The sequence below is a fragment of the Fibrobacter sp. UWB2 genome, assembly GCF_002210425.1.
In the GTDB taxonomy this organism is placed as follows: Bacteria; Fibrobacterota; Fibrobacteria; order Fibrobacterales; family Fibrobacteraceae; genus Fibrobacter; species Fibrobacter elongatus.
Map to the genome: position 1 here is coordinate 286,721 of NZ_MWQK01000005.1, position 24,270 is coordinate 310,990.

At 49.7% G+C, this 24,270-nt stretch carries 20 protein-coding genes and 1 pseudogene; 7 read left to right on the top strand and 14 right to left on the bottom strand.

Going from position 1 to position 24,270, the window contains the following annotated elements; all coding sequences use genetic code 11:
- Positions 1-2 precede the first annotated feature (2 nt).
- Positions 3-1,316 (bottom strand): hypothetical protein, encoded by a 1,314-nt coding sequence (locus tag B7982_RS14825; protein ID WP_144065959.1) that lies wholly within the window; start codon positions 1,314-1,316, stop codon positions 3-5.
- Between the two features lie 138 nt (positions 1,317-1,454).
- Positions 1,455-2,240, bottom strand: coding sequence for a hypothetical protein (locus tag B7982_RS14830; RefSeq protein ID WP_144065960.1), 786 nt, complete (start codon positions 2,238-2,240; stop codon positions 1,455-1,457).
- Between the two features lie 288 nt (positions 2,241-2,528).
- Between B7982_RS14830 and B7982_RS11490 the strand changes: the two genes are divergently transcribed.
- Positions 2,529-3,353: an outer membrane beta-barrel protein gene (locus B7982_RS11490; RefSeq protein WP_158213008.1), complete on the top strand. Its 825-nt coding sequence runs from the start codon at positions 2,529-2,531 to the stop codon at positions 3,351-3,353.
- A gap of 228 nt (positions 3,354-3,581) precedes the next feature.
- Here the strand turns inward: B7982_RS11490 and B7982_RS11495 are convergent, their stop codons facing one another.
- On the bottom strand, positions 3,582-6,608 hold the full coding sequence (locus tag B7982_RS11495) for a spermine synthase (RefSeq protein ID WP_088660870.1): 3,027 nt from the start codon (positions 6,606-6,608) through the stop codon (positions 3,582-3,584).
- A 267-nt stretch (positions 6,609-6,875) separates the two neighbouring features.
- On the opposite strand from B7982_RS11495, the gene metH reads away from it, so the two are divergent.
- Complete coding sequence (gene metH, locus B7982_RS11500) at positions 6,876-10,526, top strand: methionine synthase (protein ID WP_088660871.1); 3,651 nt, start codon at positions 6,876-6,878, stop codon at positions 10,524-10,526.
- Between the two features lie 58 nt (positions 10,527-10,584).
- Positions 10,585-10,671, top strand: a pseudogene (locus B7982_RS15230) (GNAT family N-acetyltransferase); the annotation flags it as partial.
- Between the two features lie 24 nt (positions 10,672-10,695).
- Here the strand turns inward: B7982_RS15230 and B7982_RS11510 are convergent.
- From B7982_RS11510 to B7982_RS11520, 3 genes are read right to left on the bottom strand one after another with little or no spacing between them, the layout of a single operon-like run.
- On the bottom strand, positions 10,696-11,031 hold the full coding sequence (locus B7982_RS11510) for a P-II family nitrogen regulator (protein WP_014545891.1): 336 nt from the start codon (positions 11,029-11,031) through the stop codon (positions 10,696-10,698).
- Between the two features lie 2 nt (positions 11,032-11,033).
- Positions 11,034-11,447 carry a hypothetical protein gene (locus B7982_RS11515; RefSeq protein WP_041260092.1) on the bottom strand — a complete coding sequence of 138 codons (414 nt, stop codon included), beginning with the start codon at positions 11,445-11,447 and terminating at the stop codon, positions 11,034-11,036.
- A gap of 9 nt (positions 11,448-11,456) precedes the next feature.
- Positions 11,457-12,989, bottom strand: a complete 1,533-nt coding sequence (locus B7982_RS11520) for a DUF1538 domain-containing protein (RefSeq protein ID WP_015731938.1) — start codon at positions 12,987-12,989, stop codon at positions 11,457-11,459.
- 126 nt (positions 12,990-13,115) lie between these two features.
- On the opposite strand from B7982_RS11520, the gene B7982_RS11525 reads away from it, so the two are divergent.
- The 3 genes from B7982_RS11525 to B7982_RS11535 are packed head-to-tail and all read left to right on the top strand — an operon-like array spanning position 13,116 to position 14,675.
- A complete protein-coding gene (locus B7982_RS11525) occupies positions 13,116-13,661 on the top strand; it encodes an RNA polymerase sigma factor (protein ID WP_088660872.1) in 546 nt (181 codons plus the stop codon).
- Positions 13,654-13,995, top strand: a complete 342-nt coding sequence (locus B7982_RS11530; RefSeq protein WP_014545894.1) for a hypothetical protein — start codon at positions 13,654-13,656, stop codon at positions 13,993-13,995. Before B7982_RS11525 ends, B7982_RS11530 begins: the two co-directional genes overlap by 8 nt.
- Entirely contained in the window at positions 13,995-14,675 is a 681-nt protein-coding gene (locus B7982_RS11535) for a Spy/CpxP family protein refolding chaperone (RefSeq protein WP_088660873.1), read from the top strand. The genes B7982_RS11530 and B7982_RS11535 overlap by 1 nt, the downstream gene beginning before the upstream one ends.
- A 64-nt stretch (positions 14,676-14,739) precedes the next feature.
- On the opposite strand, the gene B7982_RS11540 is transcribed toward B7982_RS11535, so the two are convergent.
- Genes B7982_RS11540 through B7982_RS11550 form a run of 3 tightly spaced genes read right to left on the bottom strand, consistent with a single transcriptional unit; the run spans position 14,740 to position 17,771 of the window.
- A complete protein-coding gene (locus tag B7982_RS11540; RefSeq protein ID WP_088660874.1) occupies positions 14,740-14,964 on the bottom strand; it encodes a hypothetical protein in 225 nt (74 codons plus the stop codon).
- On the bottom strand, positions 14,961-16,361 hold the full coding sequence (locus tag B7982_RS11545) for a DNA methylase (protein ID WP_088660875.1): 1,401 nt from the start codon (positions 16,359-16,361) through the stop codon (positions 14,961-14,963). Before B7982_RS11545 ends, B7982_RS11540 begins: the two co-directional genes overlap by 4 nt.
- 36 nt (positions 16,362-16,397) lie before the next feature.
- Positions 16,398-17,771: a diguanylate cyclase domain-containing protein gene (locus tag B7982_RS11550; protein WP_088660876.1), complete on the bottom strand. Its 1,374-nt coding sequence runs from the start codon at positions 17,769-17,771 to the stop codon at positions 16,398-16,400.
- Between the two features lie 170 nt (positions 17,772-17,941).
- Between B7982_RS11550 and B7982_RS11555 the strand changes: the two genes are divergently transcribed.
- Positions 17,942-18,289, top strand: a complete 348-nt coding sequence (locus B7982_RS11555) for a hypothetical protein (RefSeq protein WP_088660877.1) — start codon at positions 17,942-17,944, stop codon at positions 18,287-18,289.
- A gap of 6 nt (positions 18,290-18,295) precedes the next feature.
- Here B7982_RS11555 and B7982_RS11560 read toward each other — a convergent pair whose 3' ends face one another.
- Genes B7982_RS11560 through B7982_RS11580 form a run of 5 tightly spaced genes read right to left on the bottom strand, consistent with a single transcriptional unit; the run spans position 18,296 to position 24,267 of the window.
- On the bottom strand, positions 18,296-19,003 hold the full coding sequence (locus tag B7982_RS11560) for a hypothetical protein (protein WP_088660878.1): 708 nt from the start codon (positions 19,001-19,003) through the stop codon (positions 18,296-18,298).
- Complete coding sequence (locus B7982_RS11565; RefSeq protein WP_088660879.1) at positions 19,003-19,752, bottom strand: tetratricopeptide repeat protein; 750 nt, start codon at positions 19,750-19,752, stop codon at positions 19,003-19,005. The genes B7982_RS11560 and B7982_RS11565 overlap by 1 nt, the downstream gene beginning before the upstream one ends.
- A gap of 51 nt (positions 19,753-19,803) precedes the next feature.
- Positions 19,804-21,378: a glycosyltransferase family 39 protein gene (locus tag B7982_RS11570; RefSeq protein WP_088660880.1), complete on the bottom strand. Its 1,575-nt coding sequence runs from the start codon at positions 21,376-21,378 to the stop codon at positions 19,804-19,806.
- Complete coding sequence (locus B7982_RS11575; protein WP_233138522.1) at positions 21,378-23,114, bottom strand: NPCBM/NEW2 domain-containing protein; 1,737 nt, start codon at positions 23,112-23,114, stop codon at positions 21,378-21,380. Before B7982_RS11575 ends, B7982_RS11570 begins: the two co-directional genes overlap by 1 nt.
- Positions 23,101-24,267: an acyltransferase gene (locus B7982_RS11580; protein WP_088660882.1), complete on the bottom strand. Its 1,167-nt coding sequence runs from the start codon at positions 24,265-24,267 to the stop codon at positions 23,101-23,103. Before B7982_RS11580 ends, B7982_RS11575 begins: the two co-directional genes overlap by 14 nt.
- Between the last annotated feature and the right edge of the window lie 3 nt (positions 24,268-24,270).

Here is a 24,270-nt window from a genome sequence, read left to right on the forward strand (position 1 = left end):
AATTACTTCTTTTCAAATCGGTTCCAAAGGTATTCTTCCAAAACAATCTCGCCAGAAACACACTGGTAGGTTTTTCCTGGTTCAAGGTAGTCAAAAAAGTTGCGTTTCATCCCCTCTGTTTTCGCACAGCACCATGTATCATCCCCACAAGGCTTACTGCCGAAATAAGCATCATCTTCCCACAAGTCTTCATCCGTTTCTTTTGTCCAAGAACCATCTTCGCGATACCGATAGCGATTGGTCGAGTAACAGTAATCATAGACGTTTGAGTCAAAATAGTCTAACGTTTTACCATAACCGCAATATTCAAGCAACCCATTTGCACGGTCGCCGACCTTAGCCTCTTTAGGCAAATCCAGAACATCGTATTCCTCATCCGTCAAGCCTTTTTTTCGAGGATCCGTGTATTGACGCGGTACAAGTTTTATGGGGTTCCATTTGCCATCAACACAATAATAGTATTCACCCTCAAATTCTTTAAAATGTAGCTCATAAGGCAAATCATTATAAATCCGGCATATTCCCAATTTAGGGTCAATATTAAACTGCACCCATTGACCGCCCTCAAATAGATAGTATTGCTTTTCGCCTTGAGATTCAAACGAGCAAGTGTCTCCTTCAACGTTTTTTCCCGTTCGGCAATTATAATAAGCCTCATTTACAGACTGCCATAAAAAACCTTCATCATGTAATTCTTCACTCAAATCAGTATACACCACATGCTCGCATTGAAAAAAATCCGTATATCCATTTGAATATGTGATTTTTCCAGTACTCCATTCATTTTCAGCATTGCATTCTTTGGCAGGAGCCTTTAAGCATTTGCTTTCATTCCACGTTCCGGTTCCCACATATTCATAACATCTTCCACCACGTCCGCCAGCACCCCAATAACCGCCTTGCGCAGAATGAACATTACAAAGACTCCCCACAGACACGCCTGCAGAATCGCAAGCGACAGACGGCTCCGCCTCATACCAATGCCCATTTTTGCACTTATAATAATCAATCTTAAAACCATATTTAGCATTGCCGCCCCATATCGAATCAACCGCCCCCTCATTGTGTGCATCACACGTTGAAAGTCGCGCCAATTCCACAATTTTTGAAGCGCTCGAAATTTCAGAACTACTCGAAGTCACATCACTAGAAGATACAGGGTTTGAAACAACTTCGCTACTTGAAGATTCAGCCGCCGAAGATTCAGCCGCCACGGGCATCGGGTTATTCACCACATCGTCGCTGCACGCCGTAAAAGACAAAAACGAAAAAGATGCCAGCATCGCTAGCACAGAAACATGATTCCTTCCGAACATAAAAACAACTCCCATTATGTTCCAAAATTTATCAGTAAAATACAAACTCACAATTTAAAAAAACATTTTTACAAAAATTTGTAAGAAAAAAAGAAGCCCAGGCTTTAGCCCAGGCTCATTTGCAAGTCTAGAGAAACTTTACGGGGCATTTTCACCCGAATCAACATTGGTTACTCTATTCCAAGTACCGCTTACACATTTAAAAAGAATGACCACATTGCCCGTTTCATTTCCTAAAGTCATCTTTTCTAGCGAACCTTCATTTTCAGCGGAACACTCTTTGGGCACAACCAAACGATTTCTGTCCATAATACCGCCAGGCACATCACTCAAAGTACCCAAAGTACTCCAAATGCCACCTCCTTCATAAGTGTAGAAATACTCAGTAGATCCTAATCCAGCCATCCATTCCGTCTTGGAGCAAACCGCTCCCGGCGTAAGTCCGGTCGTATCACACGCGAGCCACTTATCTCCATGAATCCACGAGCCCTTTTCGCAACGATAATACTCCTCGGTACCCACAAAACGGAATCTAGGATTACCGTCATTCCCCGTCCATAAGGAATCAACCTCACCTTCGTTTTCATCATTGCATACTCTGTCAATCGGAGATTTAACAGACGACGAAGATTCCGGAGTCGCAGACGATGATTCAGGTATCAAAGACTTGATACTGCTCGACGAACTAAGCGGCAAAGGCTCTGAACTGCTGGACGATTCCAACAGCAAAATTTCCGAGCTGCTCGAAACCACATCGCTAGAAGACTCCTGAGCCGACGACTCCACAGCGCCCGATTCCGACGAAGACGATTCCGCAATTAACTGAAAAGGACCGCTTACGATATCGTCATTGCACGCCGTGAACGGCAACAACGAGAAAGACGCCAGCATAGCCAGCACAGAAACACGATTCCTTTTGAACATAAAAAGGGCCACTCCTTTTTAAATACTACTTGATAAAATAGCACATTAAGCGTCATTTTATTTAAAATTTTATCAAAAATATATGATAAACAAGAGAACGGCTCTAGGTGGAATAGAGACTTTTCATCCCGATTTGACGCTGAGCCCTTTAAATAGCGTGATTCCGGTCTTCTGTAAACATTTTTTTCTTTTTATTTCAGCCGTATTAAAATATTTTTAACTCGTTGAACCTCCACGTTTTGTTATAATTTCGCCATGCTTTTAAGAAAATCTTGCTTACTCGCGTCCATGGTTTTAGCACTTACCACAAGTGCATTCGCTCAAAGTTCCGATGATGACGAATGGGTTTCTGTCGATTCCCCGAGGCCAGCATCCAGTAGCGATTCCAACACCTCTTACGATGGATCGAACGACAGCGAATTTGCAAATGACGAAGATTACGCAAGCGCTTACGCCAGATACAAGACGCAGACGACATCGCGTTCCGAAATTAGCAAGCAGCGCAGTGAAGGGTTCTCGCAGTCCGTGTTCCTTGGAGCACACTTGCAAGGTGGTTTCAACACTTTCCTTGGTTCACACTCCGATGGCTGGGGGGCAGGTTGGAACGTCGGTGGCGGCCTTATCATCAAGATTTCGATGTTCACCAAGAACTTTAGCTTGGTACCGGAACTCACGTTCAACTACCGCCAGTACAATTACGAAAAAGAAATGAATGATCTTTACACGAACAAGGCAAAGATCAACATTATGTTATTTGAGCTTCCGATCATGTTCCGCTACACGTTCGAACAATACGATTTCTTTGCGGCTGCAGGTTTGCACCTCGGTCTCAAGCTGATGGGTAGCGCAGAATACGGATCCGAACCGAAAGCAGGCGTCATCGCCGACAGCGACAACGGCCTGAAATCCACGACCGAAATTGCAACCACGAATATGGAAGTGGGCTTCGCTATTGAAGGCGGTTACATGCTCACGCGTAATATCCACGTGAACCTTCGCATTGTCCAGAGCATTACGAACCTCTTGAACCAGGGCTTGACCGTCAAGCAGCCGTTTGACAAGGCAACGCTCCTCACGTTCTACACGAACGCCGGTATTTCGTTCCTGTTCTAATTGATTAGTTATTAATCAGTAGTCAATAGTTATTAATTGCAAAAAGGAAGCGCCAAACGCTTCCTTTTGTTTTTGCACATCAATTTCGCTGAGTTGAAAGACGAGAGTCCGCACTCTCGTCATGTTGAGCCCGTAGGGCGAAACATCCAGTGAAGTATCACGACTGACGAGATGTGCCGCCGAATGGCGAGACGTGCATCGTCTGCTCAGGATGACGAAACGCGTGGCCTACCTTCTGCGGATTCTCGGGATTTCCTTTTGGATGAGGAGTTTCTCGATCGGAGCAAATTCTTCGTGCGGCCTGATGGCTTCCTTGTAGAGCACATCGGCAAGCGTCGGGTTGTGCGCCAGGAACGCAATCAAAATCGCGTTGCGCAAGAAGAATTCATCCATTGCAGCGACTTCGTACTTCTCGTAGAAATTCGCGACATATTCCGCAGCAAGCCTGTAATCCTTGGCACGGGCCGCTTCCATAATGTTGAACTCATCCACGAACGATTCCGGAAGCACGTTTGCATTCACGAGCTTGCGAACCTTCACATAGACCTTGTTCGTGTCACGAGCTTCCATCGGGATACCACGCATCCATTCCACATATTCTTCGCGGAACTTTTTCCAATCCGGAGAAGTTTCATCCACCTTGAATTTTGGACGCACGAGGCTATCCACCGCCGTCGCTGAATCAACAGAATTTTCCGATACTGCCGCGGAATCCGAGCCCTTTTCAGAATCATCCGCATTGGAATCAAGCATTGTCGAAATACCTTCGAAAACTTTCTTGCGTTTTTTCACTTCTTTGATATAAGCGAGCAAAGCGCGTTCGCGGTACTTGTCCGTACCCGCCTTGAGCATGGACTGCACCTTTATCGGGCGGCGCAATGCATAATCTGCCGAGTCCAAATATTCCGGCCAGCAAATTTCGCAGCTGTCAAACACCTGCACAATGCGCGCATTCGAATGCACGAAGCGAGCCTCTTCCGCCTTGTTGTCGACAATCGGGATAAACGTGCTATTCGGTTCCACACCATCCAAGAGCGATGTAATCATCTTCGACGTAAAGAGGAAATTCTGTTCGCCAAAGAAATCCGGTTCGCGGTGGATGCGCTTGAATTCCTTCACAAGCGTCGGATCCGTGCTGAAGCGACCAATAGCACGCTGCATCACCGGCTCGTCACTGGCGACAATGATAATGTCCGGCTCCTCAGGAGCCTTGTACAAACTCACGTACGGGAACGCCACATCGAGCGCCTTCAAGATGTTGAGGAACAGCAAATCATTGAATTCATAAGTCTGGATCCACTGCACCCAAAGTCCGCCCGGCTTCATGTAGCGGCGCATCTTCGTATAAAATTCATGGCTGAACAAGCTCGCGACACCGCTCACCCACGGGTTAGAGGGCACGCTAATCATCAAGTCGTACTTGCGGCGGTTCGTAAGGAAGAACGTCTGCGCATCGTCAATGAAAATATGGATGCGCGGGTCATCGTAACCGCGAGCGTTCCACGGATAAAATCCGCGAGCGAGGTTCATCATTTCTTCTTCGATTTCCACGCAGTCAAAATCGCGCACTAGCGGATCCGAGAGCAAGTAATGCGCACCCATGCCACTGCCAAACCCGACCATCGCCGCATCGTAAGGCTTGTCCTTCATCGCCATCGGCATAAATGCAGTCGCCGCCTGCGTAAGCTCATCGCCTTCAATCGGGCGCTCACGATTCTTGCTCATGCTCGCATCGGCCTTGCCGTTCGTCTTTACGTAATAATGCACATCGGATTCGTGGAAGCTAATCGTCGCCGTCTTACCGTCACGCACCACAATCTTTTCGTCCGGATGCAAATTCTTGTAAGCGCGGAAGGCGCCTGACGTAATCATGTGCGGATCGAAATTCACAAAGAACGAAGGCAAAATCATCACCGCCGTCATCACGTAAAAAAGTACGCTATAGCGGAACTTTTTGCGATAAATGACGAGCAAGATAAAGCCAATCATAAAGTCAAGCACGGCAGCGAGCACAAGCGAACCCTTGAGCTGCATCAGCGGCAACAGCAAAAGTCCACCGCCTGCCGAACCGAGAATCGATCCTACCGTATTCCAGCCGTAAACCTTGCCAATCGGGGCTTCACTCTTGAACGCACGCGTGAGAATCAACGTAATGAGCGGGAGCGTCATGCCAGCAAAGAAGCTCGTCGGCACCATCCACAAAATCGAAAGTGCGTACTTGAAAATGCTCCAGCAAACGTAACCGTCATTTGTCGTATTGAAAATCTGGTTCGCGACATTCATGCCTTCCCAGAACGGCTTGTAAAAATACAGAGTGCAAAGCGCAAAGAATCCCATGAAAATCTGCGCAAGCGAAAGCACCACAAGCGAGTCCTTTTTCAAAAGCTTTCCGCTCACGGCACTGCCAATTGCAAGCCCTAAAATGAACGCCGAAAGCATTTGGTCAAAGCTGTGGCTCGAAGAACCCATCAACAGCGAGAGCAAACGGATCCAGACGATTTCATAGACAAACGAAGTAAGTCCCGTAATTCCAGCAATCCAGAACCACATGTTCTTCGGCGGCATCGCAAGCTTGTGTTCCGCCACATAATCTTCGTTAAGCGGTTCCTCTCCCCCTTCTTCTTCAAGTTCTTCCTCGTACGTCGAAGGCGTCGTATAGCCGATAAAGCAGAACACCGCCGCCAATAAGAAGTTAATCGAAGCCGCGACGCAAAGCGTGATGTGGTTTCCGAGTTCCGGAATCAAGATATAGCTTGTGAACAAAATACCAATGGCACTACCGAGGCTGTTCGTAAAGTAAAGCATCGGGAGCGAGACTTCGGCACCGCTCTTGCGCATGAGACCTGCCGCGATGAACGGGAACGTCATGCCCACCGCAATCGCAATCGGGAGCGTTGAGCCCGTCGCCAAAACGACCTTCAGAATTTCCGCGCCGCGCGAACTCAACCCCGCCACAAAATTTGAATCGTAAAAATAATCCGTAATCCAGATGTACATCGGGTGGTAAATCAGCCCGCCAATGCCAATCGCAAGCTCCACCGCCGCATACCCGAGTAGCGGCCTCTTCACGCGCTCCACAAGCTTGCCCGCAACAAAACTGCCGATCGCAAGCCCGCCCATGTAAATGCAGAGCGTGAGCACCTGACCATAGCTCGAATGTCCGAGGAAAAGTTTAAGGTACCTGGCCCACGACCCCTCATAAATGAGACCCGCAAAACCAGAAAGAGCAAAAAGCGCGTAAATAACGATATTCATGAGTGCAAATCTATACTAATTAAGTAGTTATAAATCACCCGCAACGCTTTTTCATTGTAACTTTTTAAAGACTTTTCTTTTAGATAAAAAGCACCCGCAGCCGTCATTGAAATCATTTAACCGATTAATCTACATACCGTTTCAATAGGAATATGTAATTTAGGGTATTATGGGTTCATGGCTCGTGACAGCAATCCGAGCATTTTCTATTTTTATGCATAAAAACAAATATACGCATAAATTCGAATTTTAAACACGGAAATCAAAATGACTCTTCGCGAAGCGTTTGAATCAAAGATGATGCTGCTCGATGGCGGCATGGGCTCTGTTATCCAGACTTACGGGATCAAGGGCGCCAACAACGATATGCTCTCCATCGAAAAGCCCGAGATAATTCTCGACATCCAGCGTCGTTACGTGGATGCAGGCGTGGATTGCCTCACCACGAACACGTTCTCGAGCCAGCGCGTGAGCCAACACGAATACCACCAGGAACATCGCATCGCCGAGATGAACCGCGCTTCCGTGAAAATCGCAAAGCAGGCCGCCGAAGAAGGCTTCAAGAAGTATGGCCGCAAAGTCTATATTCTGGGCGACGTCGGCCCGACAAGCAAGATGCTTTCCATGAGCGAAGACGTGAACGACCCGGCAAGCCGCGCCATCACTTTTGACGAACTCGAAGATGCGTACTTGGAACAAATTTCCGTGCTCATGGAAGAAGGCGTTGACGCCATCCTCATTGAAACGATTTTCGATACGCTGAATGCGAAAGCGGCCCTCAGCGCTTACAGCAAGGCAAACGATGCACGCATTGAAGCCGCCAAGGCTGCAGGCACTCCCGAAGCAGAAATTAAGCCGATTGAAGTTATGCTCTCGATGACCGTGAGCGACGCCTCCGGCCGTACGCTTTCGGGCCAAACGGTCGAAGCATTTGCCGTGAGCGTGATGCACATGCACCCGCTTTCCATTGGCTTAAACTGCGGTCTCGGTGCAGACGGCATGGTGCCGTACCTCCGCCGCATGGGCGCTATCGCTCCGTGCTACCTCAGCTGCCACCCGAACGCAGGTCTTCCGAACCAGTTCGGCGGTTATGACGATACGCCCGAAGACATGGTGCGCCTGATGCGCGTTTATCTGGACGACAAGCTCGTGAACATGATTGGCGGTTGCTGCGGTACGACTCCGGAACACATCGCCGCGATGCGCCAGATGCTTGATGCGCTCCCGGCCGACTACAAGCGCCGTGAACCCGCTCCAAAGTACGTTACCAGCCCGCGCCTCCGCCTTGCGGGGCTCGAACCGTTGTTCAGAGAACAGGTTCGTCCGAGCAACGGCGCCGACAGCTGCAACGCCGATGATTTCGTGAAGGTCGGCGAACGTTGCAACGTCGCGGGCTCCAAGAAGTTCCTGCGTCTCATCAACGAGAAGAATTACGAAGAAGCGCTCGACATTGCCCGTAAGCAAGTCGATGACGGCGCCGACGTCATTGACGTCAACATGGACGACGGCCTCCTCGATGCCACCGCCGAAATGCGCACTTTCTTGAACTTGATTGCATCTGACCCTGCCGTGAGCCGCGTGCCGATCATGGTCGACAGTTCCCGCTTTGAAGTTATCGAAGAAGGCCTCAAGTGCATCCAGGGCAAGAGCATCGTGAACTCGATTTCCCTCAAGATGGGCGAAAAGGCGTTTATCGAACACGCACTCACCGTGAAGCGCCTCGGTGCCGCTGTGATCGTGATGCTCTTCGACGAAGAAGGCCAGGCCACGAACTACGAGCGCCGCGTACAAATTGCATCCCGTGCTTACGATATCATGGTGAAGCAACTGCACTTCGACCCGTCCGATATCATTTACGACCCGAACGTTTTGACGGTCGCTACCGGCATGGCAGAACACAACGCCTACGCCATTGACTTTATCCGCGCTGTCCGCTGGATTATGGACAACCTCCCCGGCGTCCGCATCTCGGGCGGTCTTTCGAACCTCTCGTTCGCATTCCGCGGCAACAACTACTTGCGCGAAGCAATGCACACCACGTTCTTGCATTACGCCATCCCGAACGGCATGGGCATGGCGATTATGAACCCGAGCGCCATTATCAAATACAAGACGATTCCGCTTGAACTCCGCATGGCGATTACCGAAGTCATCTTCAACACGGAACCGGAAGCAAGCGAAGAACTCATCGAAATTGCAAGCCGCATGACGGCCGCCCAAGCCAAGGCAAAGGAAACTGGCGCCAAGTACGACCCGAAAGCAATCTTTGCCGTAAGCACAGGTGCAAGCAGCTCTTCTGACGAAGGCAACGCGTCCGCTGACGCCAAGCCCACCACGCCCGAAGAACGCTTGCAAGAAGCACTCCTCAAGGGAACATCCACAACGCTCCAGCCCGATTTGATGGAACTCATCAACCGTGGCGATAGCCCGGTCGGCATCATTTCAGGTCCGCTGATGGACGGCATGAACGAAGTCGGCCGTCGTTTCGGTGAAGGCAAGATGTTCCTCCCGCAAGTCGTGAAGACCGCACGTACGATGAAAAAAGCTGTGGAAATTTTGCAGCCTTACATCGAAGCAGGCAAAGATGCAAACGCATCGAGCCGCGGTAAAATCGTCATCGCCACCGTCAAGGGCGACGTGCACGATATCGGCAAGAACATCGTTTCTGTGATTATGGCTTGTAACGGCTATGACATGGTAGACCTCGGCGTGATGGTTCCCGAAGATGTCATCGTCAAGGCTGCGATTGAGAACAAAGCGGATATCTTGAGCCTTTCCGGTCTCATTACGCCGTCTCTTGAAGAAATGTGTACGGTCGCAAAGGCTATGCAAGCCGCCGGTCAGCGCATCCCGATCATCGTCGGTGGTGCCACCACCTCGCCCACGCATACTGCCGTGAAAATCGCTCCGTGCTATGACGGTCCTGTTTTCCACGTGCGCGACGCCGCCAGCAATCCGGGCCTCGCCCAGAAATTGCTCGACCCCGCCACTCGCGAACAGACAATTCAAGAAAACCGCGAAGAGCAGCAGCGCATCCGCGACAAGCAAAACGGCATCAAAACGGAAGCAGCAAACGCCATGGCCGCAGCCGCCTCCACGCCGGAAGAACGCCGTTTCCAATACGACTGGAGCAAATACCAGCCAGTACAGCCACCGTTCATGGGCGAAAGCAAGCTCCCGCCGATTCCTATCGAAAAGATTATCCCGCTCATCAGCTGGGAATACTTCTTCTTCACTTGGAAAATCAAGCCGGACGAAGAAGAAGCCAAGAAGCTCAAGGCCGATGCCGAGGCGCTCATCAAGTCGCTCACAAAGCCCGAATACGCCCTCCGCGCCGTTCAGGCATTCTACCCCGCTGCCGGTACCGAAAAGTCCGTTATCTTTAACACGGGCCGCACAGGCACGGACGCAGACCTCATCGAAGTCTCGACCGCACGCCAGCAGAATCCCGAAGGCACTTGTCTTGCGCTCTGCGATTACGTCGCTCCGGCAAACGCCAATACCGCAAGCGTTTTCGCCTCCCCCGCAGGCAAGGACGTTTTCCGCGACATCGTCGGTGCATTCGCAGTGACCATGAGCGACACGTTCGTCAAGCGCCTCGAAAAGCTCAAAGCAGAACAGGGCGGCAGCGATTACGACGTGCTCCTCATGCAGACTGTCGCCGACCGCCTCGCCGAAGCAGGCGCTGAATACTTGAGCCAGGAACTCGACCGCACAAGCGGCTGGAAGGGCATCCGCCCGGCCGTCGGCTACCCCGTGCTCCCGAACATCAAGGAAATCTTCAACGTCGCAAAACTCATCGACTTCAAGAGCGTAGGCATCAGCCTCACCGAAAACGGCGCCATGTACCCGCAAGCCTCCGTAAGTGGCCTCTACATTAGCCACCCCGAAATCGATTACTTCCAGGTAAAGTTGTAATGCAAATCAGAACCGCAACCACTTTTGGTTGATGTTCGATGGAGACAAGTTAATTTCGTTCGTCGAATTCGGATTTGTAAATGAAGGTGTCAGCAATTCCGTCCACGGCGGAGTCGTCTGGTACCAAATGCGCTTAACATTCTAAGTTCTGCCAACTAAAATCTTGTAATTAAGCTTTACTTTCCGCCTTCCACGGCGTAAGCCCAACGACATTATCAACTGGGAGCGCAAACGCAATCCCCTGCCCCATCGTATTGAGGCCAGCCTTTTCGTATAGAGAATGGAGCACCGCATCCTTCACGTTCAGCGGCACGAGAATCATCACGACTTCTTTTTCAGGTTGGATAGCGATATGGAAGAAAGCTTCCGCTTCCTTATTTGCTGTACCACGGGCGTTCAAGACCGTGCCACCACGGGCACCCGCCTCTTTAGCGGCTTCCATCACAGTATCGGAGAATCCGTTATTCACAATGCAGATAATTAATTCATGTGTATTCGGTTTCATAATTACCCTCTCCCTACCTGAGATCGGTTGTCGCTCAAAAAGTTAAATACCGACTTGCCAATAACGCTTGACATCGGAATCGTATAGGCAATGCCCTTGCCGTTCACAATCGTCCTAAATTTTTCTTCCAGACATTCCAGGACGGCAGGCACATGGTCTTCGCCAATGATGCTGATAATCACTGCGCGTTCAGAGTCCGCAAGTCCAAGTGCCGCCATGATTTCGCGCGGAGCCGTTCCATGCCCGTAAAACACGAACTGCATATTCGCGCCAAACGACTGGATGTAATCCATGTAAAAGTCCGCCTTTGAACGGTTCACCGTCGTCACCAGAATCTTGAGGCGATTCATCGAGACTTTCGAATGAACCTTTTGAGGCATCGCCCGTTTCAAAACATTCTTCACAGTTTCAACCATCGCATGCCTCTACACAAAGTCAATAATCTGTTCGTCATCGGCATCCTGCAAGCGACGCATCATAATCCTGTTGCGCCAAAGCCTTGCCACAATTGCCTTGAAACCAAGCACCTGGATCGTAATGAGCGGAGTCATTGCGACCATCGCCACAATGCCAAAGGCATAATTCAAAATCGAATCGCCACCGTCGTGAATCACGGAGCACGCGCCAATTGCCAACGGCAGAATAAAGCTCGAAGTCAACGGACCACTCGCTACGCCACCGGAGTCAAACGCAATCGCCGTATAAAGTTTCGGTACAAAGAACGAAAGCCCCAGTGAAATAAAATAACCCGGCAAGAGGTAATAGATTATCGGGAATCCGATAATAATGCGAAGCATCGAAAGTCCAATCGAAATACCCACGCCCACCGAGAGCGCAATCAGCATCGAGCGCTTGGTCACAAGGCCACCGGTCACTTCTTCGACCTGCTTGTTGAGCACATGCACCGCCGGTTCTGCAAGCACCACCACCATGCCGATGATAAAGCCAGCCGCCACAAGCGCATGCGGGCGTTTCGCCAGTTCACACCCGATTTCAAAACCAATCGGCAAGAATCCGACCGTCACCGCCGTCAAGAAAATCACAAGCCCGAAAAACGTGTAAAGAATCCCGACACCCACTTGCACAAGCTTCACCATCGGGAGCTTGAGTACCGTCCACTGCAGCGCACAGAAAAACACGACAATCAGCCCAAGCGCCACAAGCACTTCACGGGCAATCACCATCACCGTAGGCAAAAAGTGTTCACCAAGGCTCGCGTCCACCGAATATGCCGCCGTCGAAAGTTCATACGTCAAGTCGCCCTTCGAAAATACCACCAAACCCATCAGCGCCAAAATCGGGCCAACCGAGCAAAGCGCAATCAAGCCGAAGCTATTTTCCGATGCATGCTTACCACCAATCGCACCCGCAACACCCACGCCAAGCGCCATGATGAACGGCACCGTAATCGGCCCCGTCGTCACGCCACCCGAATCAAACGCGAGCGGCACAAACGCATTCCGCCCGACGGACACCATGAGCATCCCGAGCATGAACAGCACCATGTAAAAGAAGATGATAATCAACGAAAGGTCTTTCTTAAAAACAATCTTCAAAATCGCAAGGAGCAAAAAAATCCCGACCCCCACGCCAATCGTCGAAATCAAAAGAATCGGCCGTACCGCATTTTTCACCTGTTCTGCAAGTACGGACAAGTCCGGTTCCGCAACCGTAATGAGAACCCCCATCACAAAGCACACCGAAACGAGCAACAGGAGCCTACGCGACTTAGTCAAACCCGACCCCACATACGCCCCCATCGGGGTCATTGCAAGGTCTGCTCCCAAGTTAAAAAGTCCAATACCGATAATCAAAAAAATCGCGCTAACCGTAAAAACAATCTGCTCTTTCAGCGAAAAAGTCACAAGCGGGGTATGCGAAACCACCAGCACAATAAGCGTAATGGGCAAAACAGAGGCAAAAGCCTCTTTCAATTTTTCAAAAAGAATTTTTTGCATCGCTATAAAATATATTTTATTTCTTACTCTTCTTGTCATGCCCGCCTCCGAGCGGGCACCTCCTTTTAAAAAAAATTTCAGCATCCATGCAACCAACCCTCATCCCCATGCATCAAAAATAACGAAATGGACGAAAAAGTCATTATAAAGAAGATTCAACAAGGAAGTCGTGAAGCCCTTGGCGTGCTGTGGAAGTCCCATAGCACGAACGTTCTGAACCTCGCGTTCAGAATGCTCAAGAATCGCGACGAGGCTGAAGACGTCTTGATGGACATTTTCGTCTCAGTTCCAGGGAAAATCCAAAAGTTCCGCGGCGATAGCGCCCTCAACACCTGGCTATACCGCCTCACCGTCAACGAGTGTTTGATGAGGCTCAGGTCCAAGAAGCGCCATGCCGAGCTCGAAGAAGAACATATCGATCTCGTGACGGACTCCGCTCTCGGAAGCAAGCACGAGGAACAAAAGGATTACGACCCGGAACTCTTGGAAATTGGTCTGTCAAAGCTCTCCGCCGAAACGCGAAGCATGCTCTGGCTCAAGGACGCCGAAGATCTTGGCATCAAGGACTTATCCGAGATCTACAACATGCCCGAAGGCACTATCAAGGCAAGGCTTAGCCGAGCAAGAACAGTCGTCAAGAACTTTTTACAGGAGAACCTGAACTATGCATGATAAAATCGATTTTTCAAGACTCGAAAGAATCGAACCCAGGAAAGGCTCCTGGGAAACCGTCTGCGCTAGACTCGATTCTTCGAACCAAAAGAAGTTCATCAAGTTTATCCAAGCGAGATCGCTGTACGCCCTCGCCGCAAGCCTGATTGTCGTCTCGTTCCTCACCGTCTTTACGGTGTACAACTACCTGGATTCCGAAGACATCCTCATGACAAACGTCGCCTCCGACGAACTCGTCTCGTGGTACGGAAATCTCGGTGAAACAAGCGATGACGAACTTGAAAATTTGGACACATACAAATCCATCAGCTATTTATTACAGGAGACTAAATAATGAACGCATCCACCAAGACCTTCCTCGCAAGCATCATCATTCTCGCTTGTTCTCTCGGATTTGCCATTGGCGCCTTCTGCTTTGCAGACCGCGGCTTCGGCGCCTCTTGCTGTTCCAAGCAGTCCACATGCACGCCTACGCATAAGCAGTGCGCCTGCAGTTGCGAAAACCATGACTGCGCCAAGAACGACTGTTCTTGCAACTGCTGCAAGCGCGGCGGAATGCATCACGGCAAGCACCACGGCGAATTCCATGGCGAACGCTTCCACGGCAAGGACTTCCGCGATGGCCGCCCTGAAGGTCCGCGCGAACACTTCAAGGAAGGCAAACCGTTCGACAAGAAGTTTGACTTCAAGAAAGGCCCGGGTCCTGAATTCATGGATTCCATTCTCCAGGTCACGCACGAACAAAAGGCCGCATTCGAATCGCTCCGCTTGAAGACGGATTCCACATTCAAGGAACTCCGCAAGCAGAAAAAAGATGCCGAAAAGGCTTTGCACGAAGCGCTCGATAGCAATGACGAAAAGCAAATCATCGCAGCCAAAGCAGGTATCCTCAAGGCTCAGGAAGCATTGCTCGACCACAGAATTAACGGTGTAAAGAACTTCAACAAGATCCTCACCAAGGAACAGCTCGAAAAGTTCAAGAGCTTCCACAAGGATCACCGCAATCATCCCTAGAATTTTATTTTCATGATTCCTTGAAAAATAAGTCTCCGGTCACCCGACCGGAGGCTTTCTGTTTTTAAGCATCATCAAAGCCCGATTCGTCCCACATCCGCTCGGCGCGCGATTCATCCAGATGTTGTTCCGCAGTCTCGGCAATCTTTTCATTGTGGCCACGCAACGCCGCAAACGGGCTGAAAATCTTTGCACGATTCGCCACAGACATTCTCGGGTGCTTCATCAAGAAATTCCAGTCATTCCGCGGATACGGCAAGTCGATGATGTCTTTGTAATCGTCAATCATGCCTTATGCCCTCCGATTTGCTGGTTGCGCTCGCGGGTGGTCGCGCCCTCCTGCATATCCATTCCCTTGAAAATGGCGTTCTTGCCAAAGCGCTTCTTGATGGCAATCTGCGCCTGCATCATCTTCTTTTCGCGTTCAATCTTTTTCACATCCGTGAAGAGGTCATAGCTTTCTTGCGTTGCCTCCAAGACGTTATTCGCTGTGAGATTCAATCGTTTCACCGTAAGCGACGGATTCATGATGCGGTCTGCAAGTTTCATCACCGCTTCTGCAATTGTCGATGCCGACGAAGTGTAATTCAAGAGCGGAGCCGTCCCATGTGCAGGCTTCGGGATTTCGCGCCCGTAATTATCGATAACCGTCTCACCGTGATATATTCCCTTGTCCACATTTTCGCGGTCATAGCCCACATGGAGCGTAAGGCCGTTCGTGACCAAACCTTTCTCGACAAGGTCGAGTGCAAGCGTATCGACCATTTCGCGGATGACGATTTTCGCCTTGGCACAGTCGTATGCACAACTTAAAACCTGCCCACCGCCAATGCTATGCGTCTTGGATTTGTACTGTTTGATTTCGGCAATGCCACACGGCTCATAGCCCCACGCATGGTCAATCAGGATTTCGGCATTCACGCCGAACATCTTGTAAAGCGCATCAGGATGCTTGACACTAGCACGCGCAAGGTCTCCCATCGTAAAAATGCCACGACCGTTATTCAAGTAGCAATGCGCAAGGCGCTCAGCAATGCCGCGCCCCAATTGCCAAAAGCTCGTAATCGGCCGATGGCCCCAAAGTTCCTTGCGGTACGTCATCTCGTCGAGTTCTGCAATGCGAACGCCATCAGCATCAGGAGCCACATGCTTCGCCATCACGTCCATCGCAATTTTGCAAAGGTAAAGGTTTGTCCCGATGCCCGCTGTAGCCGTGATGCCCGTCGTTTCAAGCACATCGCGAATCATGTCTTTGGCAAGTTCCCGCGCCGACTTTTTGTACATCGAAAGGTAATGCGTCAAGTCGATAAAGCATTCGTCAATGGAATAGACATGGATATCGTCTGCGCTCACGTATTTTAGATAAACGTTAAAAACGCGGGTGGAATATTCCACGTACTTCGCCATTTGCGGAGGGGCAACAATATACTCTACATCCTTGCCCGTTTGGCGTTTGACTTCGCGTACTTTTTGGATAACTTCAAAAAGGCGTGCACGCCCTGGAATCCCGTAAGCTTTAAGGCTCGGGCTCACCGCAAGACAAATCGTCTTTTCGGTACGGCTCGCATCCGCCACCACAAGATTCGTCGAAAGCGGATCAAGTCCGCGAAGCACGCACTCCACAGACGCAAAAAACGACTTCAAGTCGATAGCAACATAAGTACGTGTTTCGCGCGGCAATCTCATACGTCAAATATAGAAATTACTGCACAAAAAGACACTCTACCGATACTTCAATTCCGGGTGAGCTTCGTAGTAGCCGTTCTTAAAGGCATACATGCGCTCATCAGCTAAACGCATGGCCTTGCGGATATTCTTCTTGCCATAGCACACGCCAATCGAGAAGCGGACGTTTTCCGTCTTGCCCGACAAGAAGTGCACACGGGCCACGCGATCCTGCACGTCGTCTTCACTGATCTCGTTCACGAGAATCATGAATTCATCACCGCCTGCGCGGTACACTTCGCCATCGTGGAACACACTCTGCAAAATGGAAGCGGCGGCACGCAACATCTTATCGCCCGCGGCATGACCTTGTTCGTCATTCACGCGCTTGAGCCCATTCAAGTCTGCAAAAAGCACACCCTGCGGCACAGGTTCGTTTCCAGCAACAATGCGGTCCACGCGGTTGTTCATCTCGTTACGGTTTCTAACACTCGTGAGCGTATCAATCGTGCTCAGGATTTTTAATTTATCCAAGAGCAGATAGTTCGAAATTTCAGAAGCGAGGAAGAACGTCGTGAGTTCAAGCGTTTCCTTAATCTTCAAAACGTTTTCGACATTGAAGTTCAATGCCCACATGTAACCGAGCAGTTCACCGCCATGGCGAAGCGGATATAACACAACAGTCTTTATCCCAGCCTGGTCCAGAGACGCCTTCCAAACCGGATTTTGCTCCAGCAGCTTTTCCATGTCGTGTTCATCTTTTATAATAATGCAGGTGCTACCGGCAAGCGTATCTGGCCATGTTTGGGCAATCTCATAAAAACCTTGGATATAACGAGACATCGGATACAGGCCCGAACCTTCACGGAGAAATTCTGCAAAAGTCGTACACTCATGCTTTTCATCATCCGTCAGCAAGACACAGCAATGGTCGGATCCACAAATGGCGCCGATATCCTCAATAACTTCCTGGAACGCCTGTCTAATATTTTGCGACCCGCGCAACTTGATGCATGCCTTGAGAACATCGGCAGCGGTATCTGCAGAAAGGTCCGCCATCGCCGAAGAATCCACCTTAGGCGCTACATCGTAGCAATAAATGCAATAGCCGATATTTTCCTGGTCTGAATCCAACGGCATAAGGAACATGTTAAGCCAGAGGCCCATCATGTAAAGGTCCACGTAAGCATGGAGCGGCTTGCCGTCGTGAATGCAACGGAAGCAATGGTCTTCGAAATTCGGATTCTTGGGGAAGCAGGCTTCGTAAGGGCAGCCGGGCTCAAACGGATGGTTCAGCGCCGCCATGTCGTCACAGTGCGCCTTGTTACCCGCGACTACGCGAATATTCCCATACGTCCCGTCCGGAAAAAATTCGACGGAAACGACGCAGGCCTTCGCTCTATAGTGCGACAACAGAACATCAAAATTCATACTTCAACTCCCCACGATTTTTTTGGCAGGTCTTATTAATATATATCTTTTTAAATAGAATATACCGCCTCACAAGAGAACCAAAGCCGAAAACACGCGATTTTGGCCATATTTCCGGTGTTTTTCCGACAACACGGGCACTTAAAACAAGTAAATACTATATTCATTCCATGAAATTTTTGGTCGCCATTATTTTGAGCATTTCACTTTTGACCGCAGAGAGCTTTGCGACGGTATCGTTACACCCGCCGATGGTTTACGCCGAAAAAGAAGACCGATCGATGGCCGCCGCTGGAGCGACCGAAGAAGTCGCAGAATCGACCGACGGAATGGTTTACTTAGCACGTTTCTTTTCGGTCTATCTGTTTCTTGGTGGAGTTGTAGCCGCAACTTTCAGCGCAGCAGTCCTTGGAACAGACGATGATTCCGGTTACAATAAATCTGGAGCCAAAATCGGGCTAGCCGGAAGCATCGGAATGATGGTCCTGGGCGGTTTCTGCATGTACTGGTCTTTCTAGCCAGCCTTACCAATCCTTAGCAGGTCTTACCTGGCCGCGGACGGGTTTCCAGGGCTTGCGTTCGCCGTTCTGTTCGTCAAAGTCTTTGAGGAGCTGGGCGGCTTCTTCAGGAGTCATTTCACCAGGTTGAAGCGGCTGCTGTTCCGGTTCACCGCCGTTACTGTCGCTGGAATTCCCTTCGGACTGTTCAGGCTGTTGCTGCTCTCCGGCACCGCCATTGCTATCGGAACTTTGCTGTTGACTGTCACTCGATTGACCATTCTGACCTTGATTCTGTTGATCTTGGTTTTGGTCATTCTGGGCGCTAGATGAGCTCTGGTCGCCATTCTGGTTCTGATTCTGCTGATCTTGATTCTGCTGATCTTTATTCTGGTCTTGGTTTTGCTTGTCCTGATTCTGATCCTGGTTTTGATCCTGATTATTCTGATCTTGATTCTGGTCGTTCTTAGGATCGTTCTTCTTATTTTCGTTTTGCTGCTCGTTTTTCGCTTCGTGAATACGGTCGAGGAGCATCTGCAATTTCTGATCGTTCGGGTAGTATTGCAAGCCTTCGTTGCAAGTGATTTCTGCCGTCGGCAAGCGGTTTTCAATGTACTGGAACGCCGCATCGCCATAGTAAGCCGAAGCAGACTTCGGAGCCGCGAATGCAACGGATGCAAGGAACAAAGTTACAGACGAGAGACGAATGACGAGAGAGGAGAGAGACTGCTTCATTAGATCACCTCCAGGTCGTTGTCGGTGTTGCTGGCGTCAATCTTCGTCTTGGGCTTGCGGCCGGCCTTGATTTCGATGACGTCGTCAATGCGCTGCACGTGGCCGCTCAACTGGCTTGCGGTCTCGTCTTCGGCAATCAGGTTCTCGAGCATCTGCTTGCCTTCGGCATACTTGCCATCCTTGCAAAGCTGGAGCGCACGAGCCAAGACCTGCTTTGCATTATCGCTCAGCGGAGGTTGTTTCTGGTCGTTCTGATTTTGGTTCTGGTCCTTGTTTTCTTTTTGCTTGTCGAGTTCTTCCTTAAGCTTGCGCTGGACAATTTCCACGTTCTTCTTCGCATTTTCGAAATCGTTGTCTAGGTCAATCGCCTTTTTCAGATAAGCAACCGATTCTCGCCAGGCCGCAATGCGAGCACTCGGTTCTTGAGCCTTCTCGCCCACGCGGAAATACGTATTGGCCAGATTGTACGCCGCCTTAGCAGCCATATTCTTGTCCGGCATGCGCACGGCACTTTCAAGTTCCTTCTTGGCTTCTTCAAAATTGCCGAGCTTGTACTGGCACGTTCCAATGTTGTAGAACAAAAGCGGATTTGCGGGCTCCGCTTCGCGGGCCTTCATGTACTTTTCGAGCGCGCCGGCATAATCGCCAGCGGCAAAGAGCTTATTGCCATCGTTAATCGGCCGGGCAAACGAAGCCACAGCCATAAGCATCGACAAAGAACAAATCTTAAATACAGTAGAAATTCGCATATTCACACTTCTTATTCTTTTTCGAACACCAATATATCAAATTTCAACTTCTCAGAGTAATTTTGCGGGGTATGCTACAATATATTTTCCAAAATTACGAACCGAAAAGCCACGCTGTTCAAACCAAGAAAGTCTAGAATCCTTGTTTTCCATAAGATAAACCGCTTGCGTATCGGCATTATCCAAATCAAACGTGAAAACATAGCGGTCAAATTCGTGCACGTAGAGGAATGCGCTCGGGAAATTCGTGTAGCGGACCGTCGAAAGGTAAGAATTCAGGTCCACCTTGCCGTAAAAAAGCACTCGCGGGTAGCTTACGCCCGGGTCCACATAAATTTTATCACCCGGTTTCGACTGCGACTGTGCAAATTCCATGGCATCGCCAATGCCTTCGCAGAATGGATTTGCAATCTGGTCCTTATAAATCGTAAAGTATTCTCGCTCAAAATTTGCAAAGCATAAGAGATACGCGACCAGCGGAACGCAAATCAACTTCGGGTGGATATAGCTAAACGCGATAATAATCCCTTGCGCAGCCATGACGATAATCGGGATAAAAATCAAGTTCACGCGATTGACATTGACGCTAATTAAAATTCCAATCGTAAAAGCGGCGAGCAGCCAGGCAAGCATAAAGAACGGGAGCCCAAGCTTGCGCGCTTTCACATCACGCACGACCTGCCAAATGTTTTCGACAAGGCCGACAAAGAAAAACGCAAGCGTCACCGGATAGAAAAGCCCAAAATTGCGGATGCAATTCCACGGGAGTCCATCGGACTGGTTCTTCAAAATGTTCCAAAGGTTCATGAAATTTTCGGGAATCTTTTGGAACGAAATTTCGCTTGCACGGAAATAAACAAGCTTCGGGATGCTGATAAACGGCAAGCGGATTTCATTGATGACGCCCTTGTTCACGAGCATAAAAAGCATGAGCGGGAGCGCAAGTGCAGCAAGCACGCCAAGCGAAATCCAAGTGTAACGATTGTTGTGAATAGACTTTGTCCAAAGAGCATAAAGTACGTTCAACAAGATGATGAACGGAACGGCCACCCAGATGGTCGCATACGCATAAAGCGAGAGTCCATAAAACGCAGCCGAGGCAATCAAGAACTTCGGCTTTTCAAGGCCTTTCACAAAGAAGAAAAGTCCGAACAGCACAAAGCCCGGCGCCAAGTTCGATTCAAGCGCCCAGCGCGAAAGCATCACGTGCCACGGAGAAATCGCAAGCAAAAGTGTTGCTCCCAAAGCAAAGCGTTCGCTCGAGAATCGGCGCACCAAGAAGTAAACCGCCGCAAGCGACAAGAGGCCCACCAAAAGCATCGGCAAACGGATCACCCAGACATGCATCCCGAAGAGCGCCACAAACGGAATCATCAAATACGATTCGAGAGCGTTCATGCCGGAACCCCAGGCAGTCAAGTAAACCGGTAAGCGGTAGCCGTAAGAATCAGCAGCGTGGTGCAAGAGCGTATAGGCGTTATAGCCCGCAAAAGCTTCGTCCTGGTTGATATCGCCCGGCACAGAGCCGAACATATAGACACGAGCAAACGTCCCCAACAGCAAAATTGCGGCAAAGACAAATTGCGCAGCCGTTCGCGATTTCAGCCAAGCAAGAACCCTGTCCATTACTTCCTCTTTGTCACGATGACATTCAGCCAGTCGGCATGGTCATAAGCGTTGTCGCCATCGGCATCAGCCTTGAGGATAATCGTCTGCTTGCCTCCGATATAGACTTTACCCGCCTGCGGCTTTCTATTGCCGAACACGACGTCACCTTTCCAGAGCGTTTCTTCGGGCGTTGCCACAATAAAGCGCACGGAGCCACCGCCACCCGCTTCGTCATCAATGCCCACGACAAATTCGAGCGAGTCCGCATCCGCAGGCATCTTGAAGAACAGTTCAGAATTGGCGTGCGTACCAATGCCGTTCTTGTACTGCTGACCACGAACGGTAAGCGTAGCGCCATCGACAGCGCGGTTCACACGAGGCCTCCCGTACTGCTGCGTGAAATGGTCAATCGGCAAATCTGTGAGGTAGAACTGGTTCGACAGGAGTTCTACATTGACCGGCATGAGTCCGACAATTTCAGAAATGAGCATCGGGAAAAGGAACAGTGCAAGTACCACGTACGGCGTAAAGCGCGGGAACGGGATGCGGGCAAGCTTTTCAATCAGCGCCGGGAACGCACGCGGGGCAAAGTTGTTCACAACACCTGCAATGAAGATGAGGAGCGCAAGTCCAGAAACCGGGACCCACAAGTCCGCACCCTTGAAGCCATTCACCATCGAAATATTCATAGCGCAAATAGCAGTCACCAGAAGCGACCAAATCCAGGCCTTCTTCGTTTCAAGCACCATCCACACGCAAGCAAATGGAACAGCGTAAATCAGGTAACGTTCGTGCATGCCCGGCAACACAAGGAAGAAAGCAAATGCTTCCCAAGTCGCAAGTTCAAACGTGCGGCGGAGCGTCTTTGCAAAGAGTGCGCACTTTAAAATGTATGCCGAGATAATCACGAACAAGATTTTTCCAAGCCAAGACGGCGAAAGCAAAAATCCAATACCTTCCGGCGAGAGCCCGAAAAGCGGATTGGCATCACGGCTCGTATTGCCCACAAAGAACATCCAAGTGTTTGCAGCATTGTAAGTCGAGAACGGGTACTGTTCCGTCGTGTTGAGGTAAGCATGCGTGAGGAGCCCCGAGAGGTTCCCTGCGACAAAAAACGGCAAAAGCACAAGCACAATTGCAACCGCCATGAGCGGGAGCCCGCGCCAGGACTGCTTATAGCGACGGAGGAAAATGCCACCGAAAATCGGCAAAAGCAAAATCATCTGGAACTTAGCCAAGAGCGCAAGTGCAAAGAACATCGAAGCGTACTTGAAAAGTCCGCGGAAGTTGATGCAGTAAAGGGCGGCAATGCCAAAGATGCAGGGGAACAAATCGACCTGTCCCCAAATCGGACCGTCGAGCAAAAGCGCAGGGTTCAAGGCCACAAACGCAAGCACGAGATGTGCAGAGTACTTCGGCAACTTGAAGCGTGCTACCAGGCGGCTCGCCAAATCGACAAGTCCAACATGACCAAAGTAAACCGGCCACAGGCAGAAGAACTTGATAAGAGTTCCCTTTTCTATCGGGATGTTTGCCAAGCTATGGACTTGCGCCACAATCCAGAGCCAAAAAACATAAAGCGGAGGATAGTTACCGTTAAAGCGTTCAAGACCGTTTTTCGACAGTTGCTTGACCCAATCCACCCAATAGTTCTGGTCACCGCCAAAAGCGGCTGCATTCGTGCAGAACAAGTTTGCAAGCAGGCAGATGACGCCCCAAATCAAAAAATACTGGAGAGACTTATTGTTTTTCACCCGAAGCTCCAAAATGTTTAAAATTAATCTTCACGGCATTCGCCTTCTGAAAAACAAAACCAACACCCTTCCAGAAATAAGCCAAAAGTACCGATGCGATGTACGTCATGGCGATAAGCACCAAAAGCGACGGAATCGCATAATGCGGAGCCGCGACAATCTTTGCCGGGACATCAAAATAGTAGCAGAAGAACGGATGGATAAGCCACATCGAGGTGCTCTGGCGGCCGAGATACCAAATTCCCTTTTTCAGGAGTTTAATGTGGTTCAGCAAGTCCATGCTCGCCACCGTCAAAACCGGGATAAAGAACACGTCAAAAATATCACCCACTTCATTTTGGCGCATCACAATGACCATGCACCAGACGGCGATATCCACAAGCGGATTCAAAAGCTTATGTTGTTTCAACGATCCATGCAGGCGGTCAAAAAGCCCGTTACGGGCAACGATAGCGCCCATCCAGAAGCATGCCGCATACGGAGCAATCTGGCAGAAAAAGCGGAGATACATGTGGCTATTGCCAAGCACTCCAAGCGCAGTCACTGTTTTAAGCCCAGGGAAAATATGCGCAAACAAGAGCGACACAATCACGATGATAAACAAATTGATTCTTGCCGAATAGCGGTCAATAACAGCCCTGATAAGCGGAAAAGAAATCAAGGCAAACACATAACTTATCAGGAACCACCATTCCCTGTTGTACGTCGAAGTAAATCCAAAGAAGTTCGAAAGCAGTTCTCTGGGCGAAAAAATCGCAAAACGAGAATAAATAAAAGGATCACTGCAATACGGAACTTGAGAAGAGAAAAACAGAAAACCAATCGGGACGAAAATAAGAAAGACTTTCCAGTATGCAAAATAAAGTCTCTTGAGGCGTCCCACAATATCGTACGGTTTTCCGTAGCTGCTCTTGTAAACGCCATACCCGCCAAAGAAGAAGAACATCGGGACGCAGATTTTGCCAAAAATTCCTACGTAAAGCGTCGCCGGAGAATTAAACAATGTGAGCAAGCCCACAACGCCGCCACCAGGGATTCGATTCGGGAAAAACCAAAGATGATGCAGGAGCATGCAGATAATGGCAATCCCCTTCATAATTTTGGTATCGTCAGGTGTTAAAAAATTATCGATTTCGTTTGGACTTTTTTGCATAAT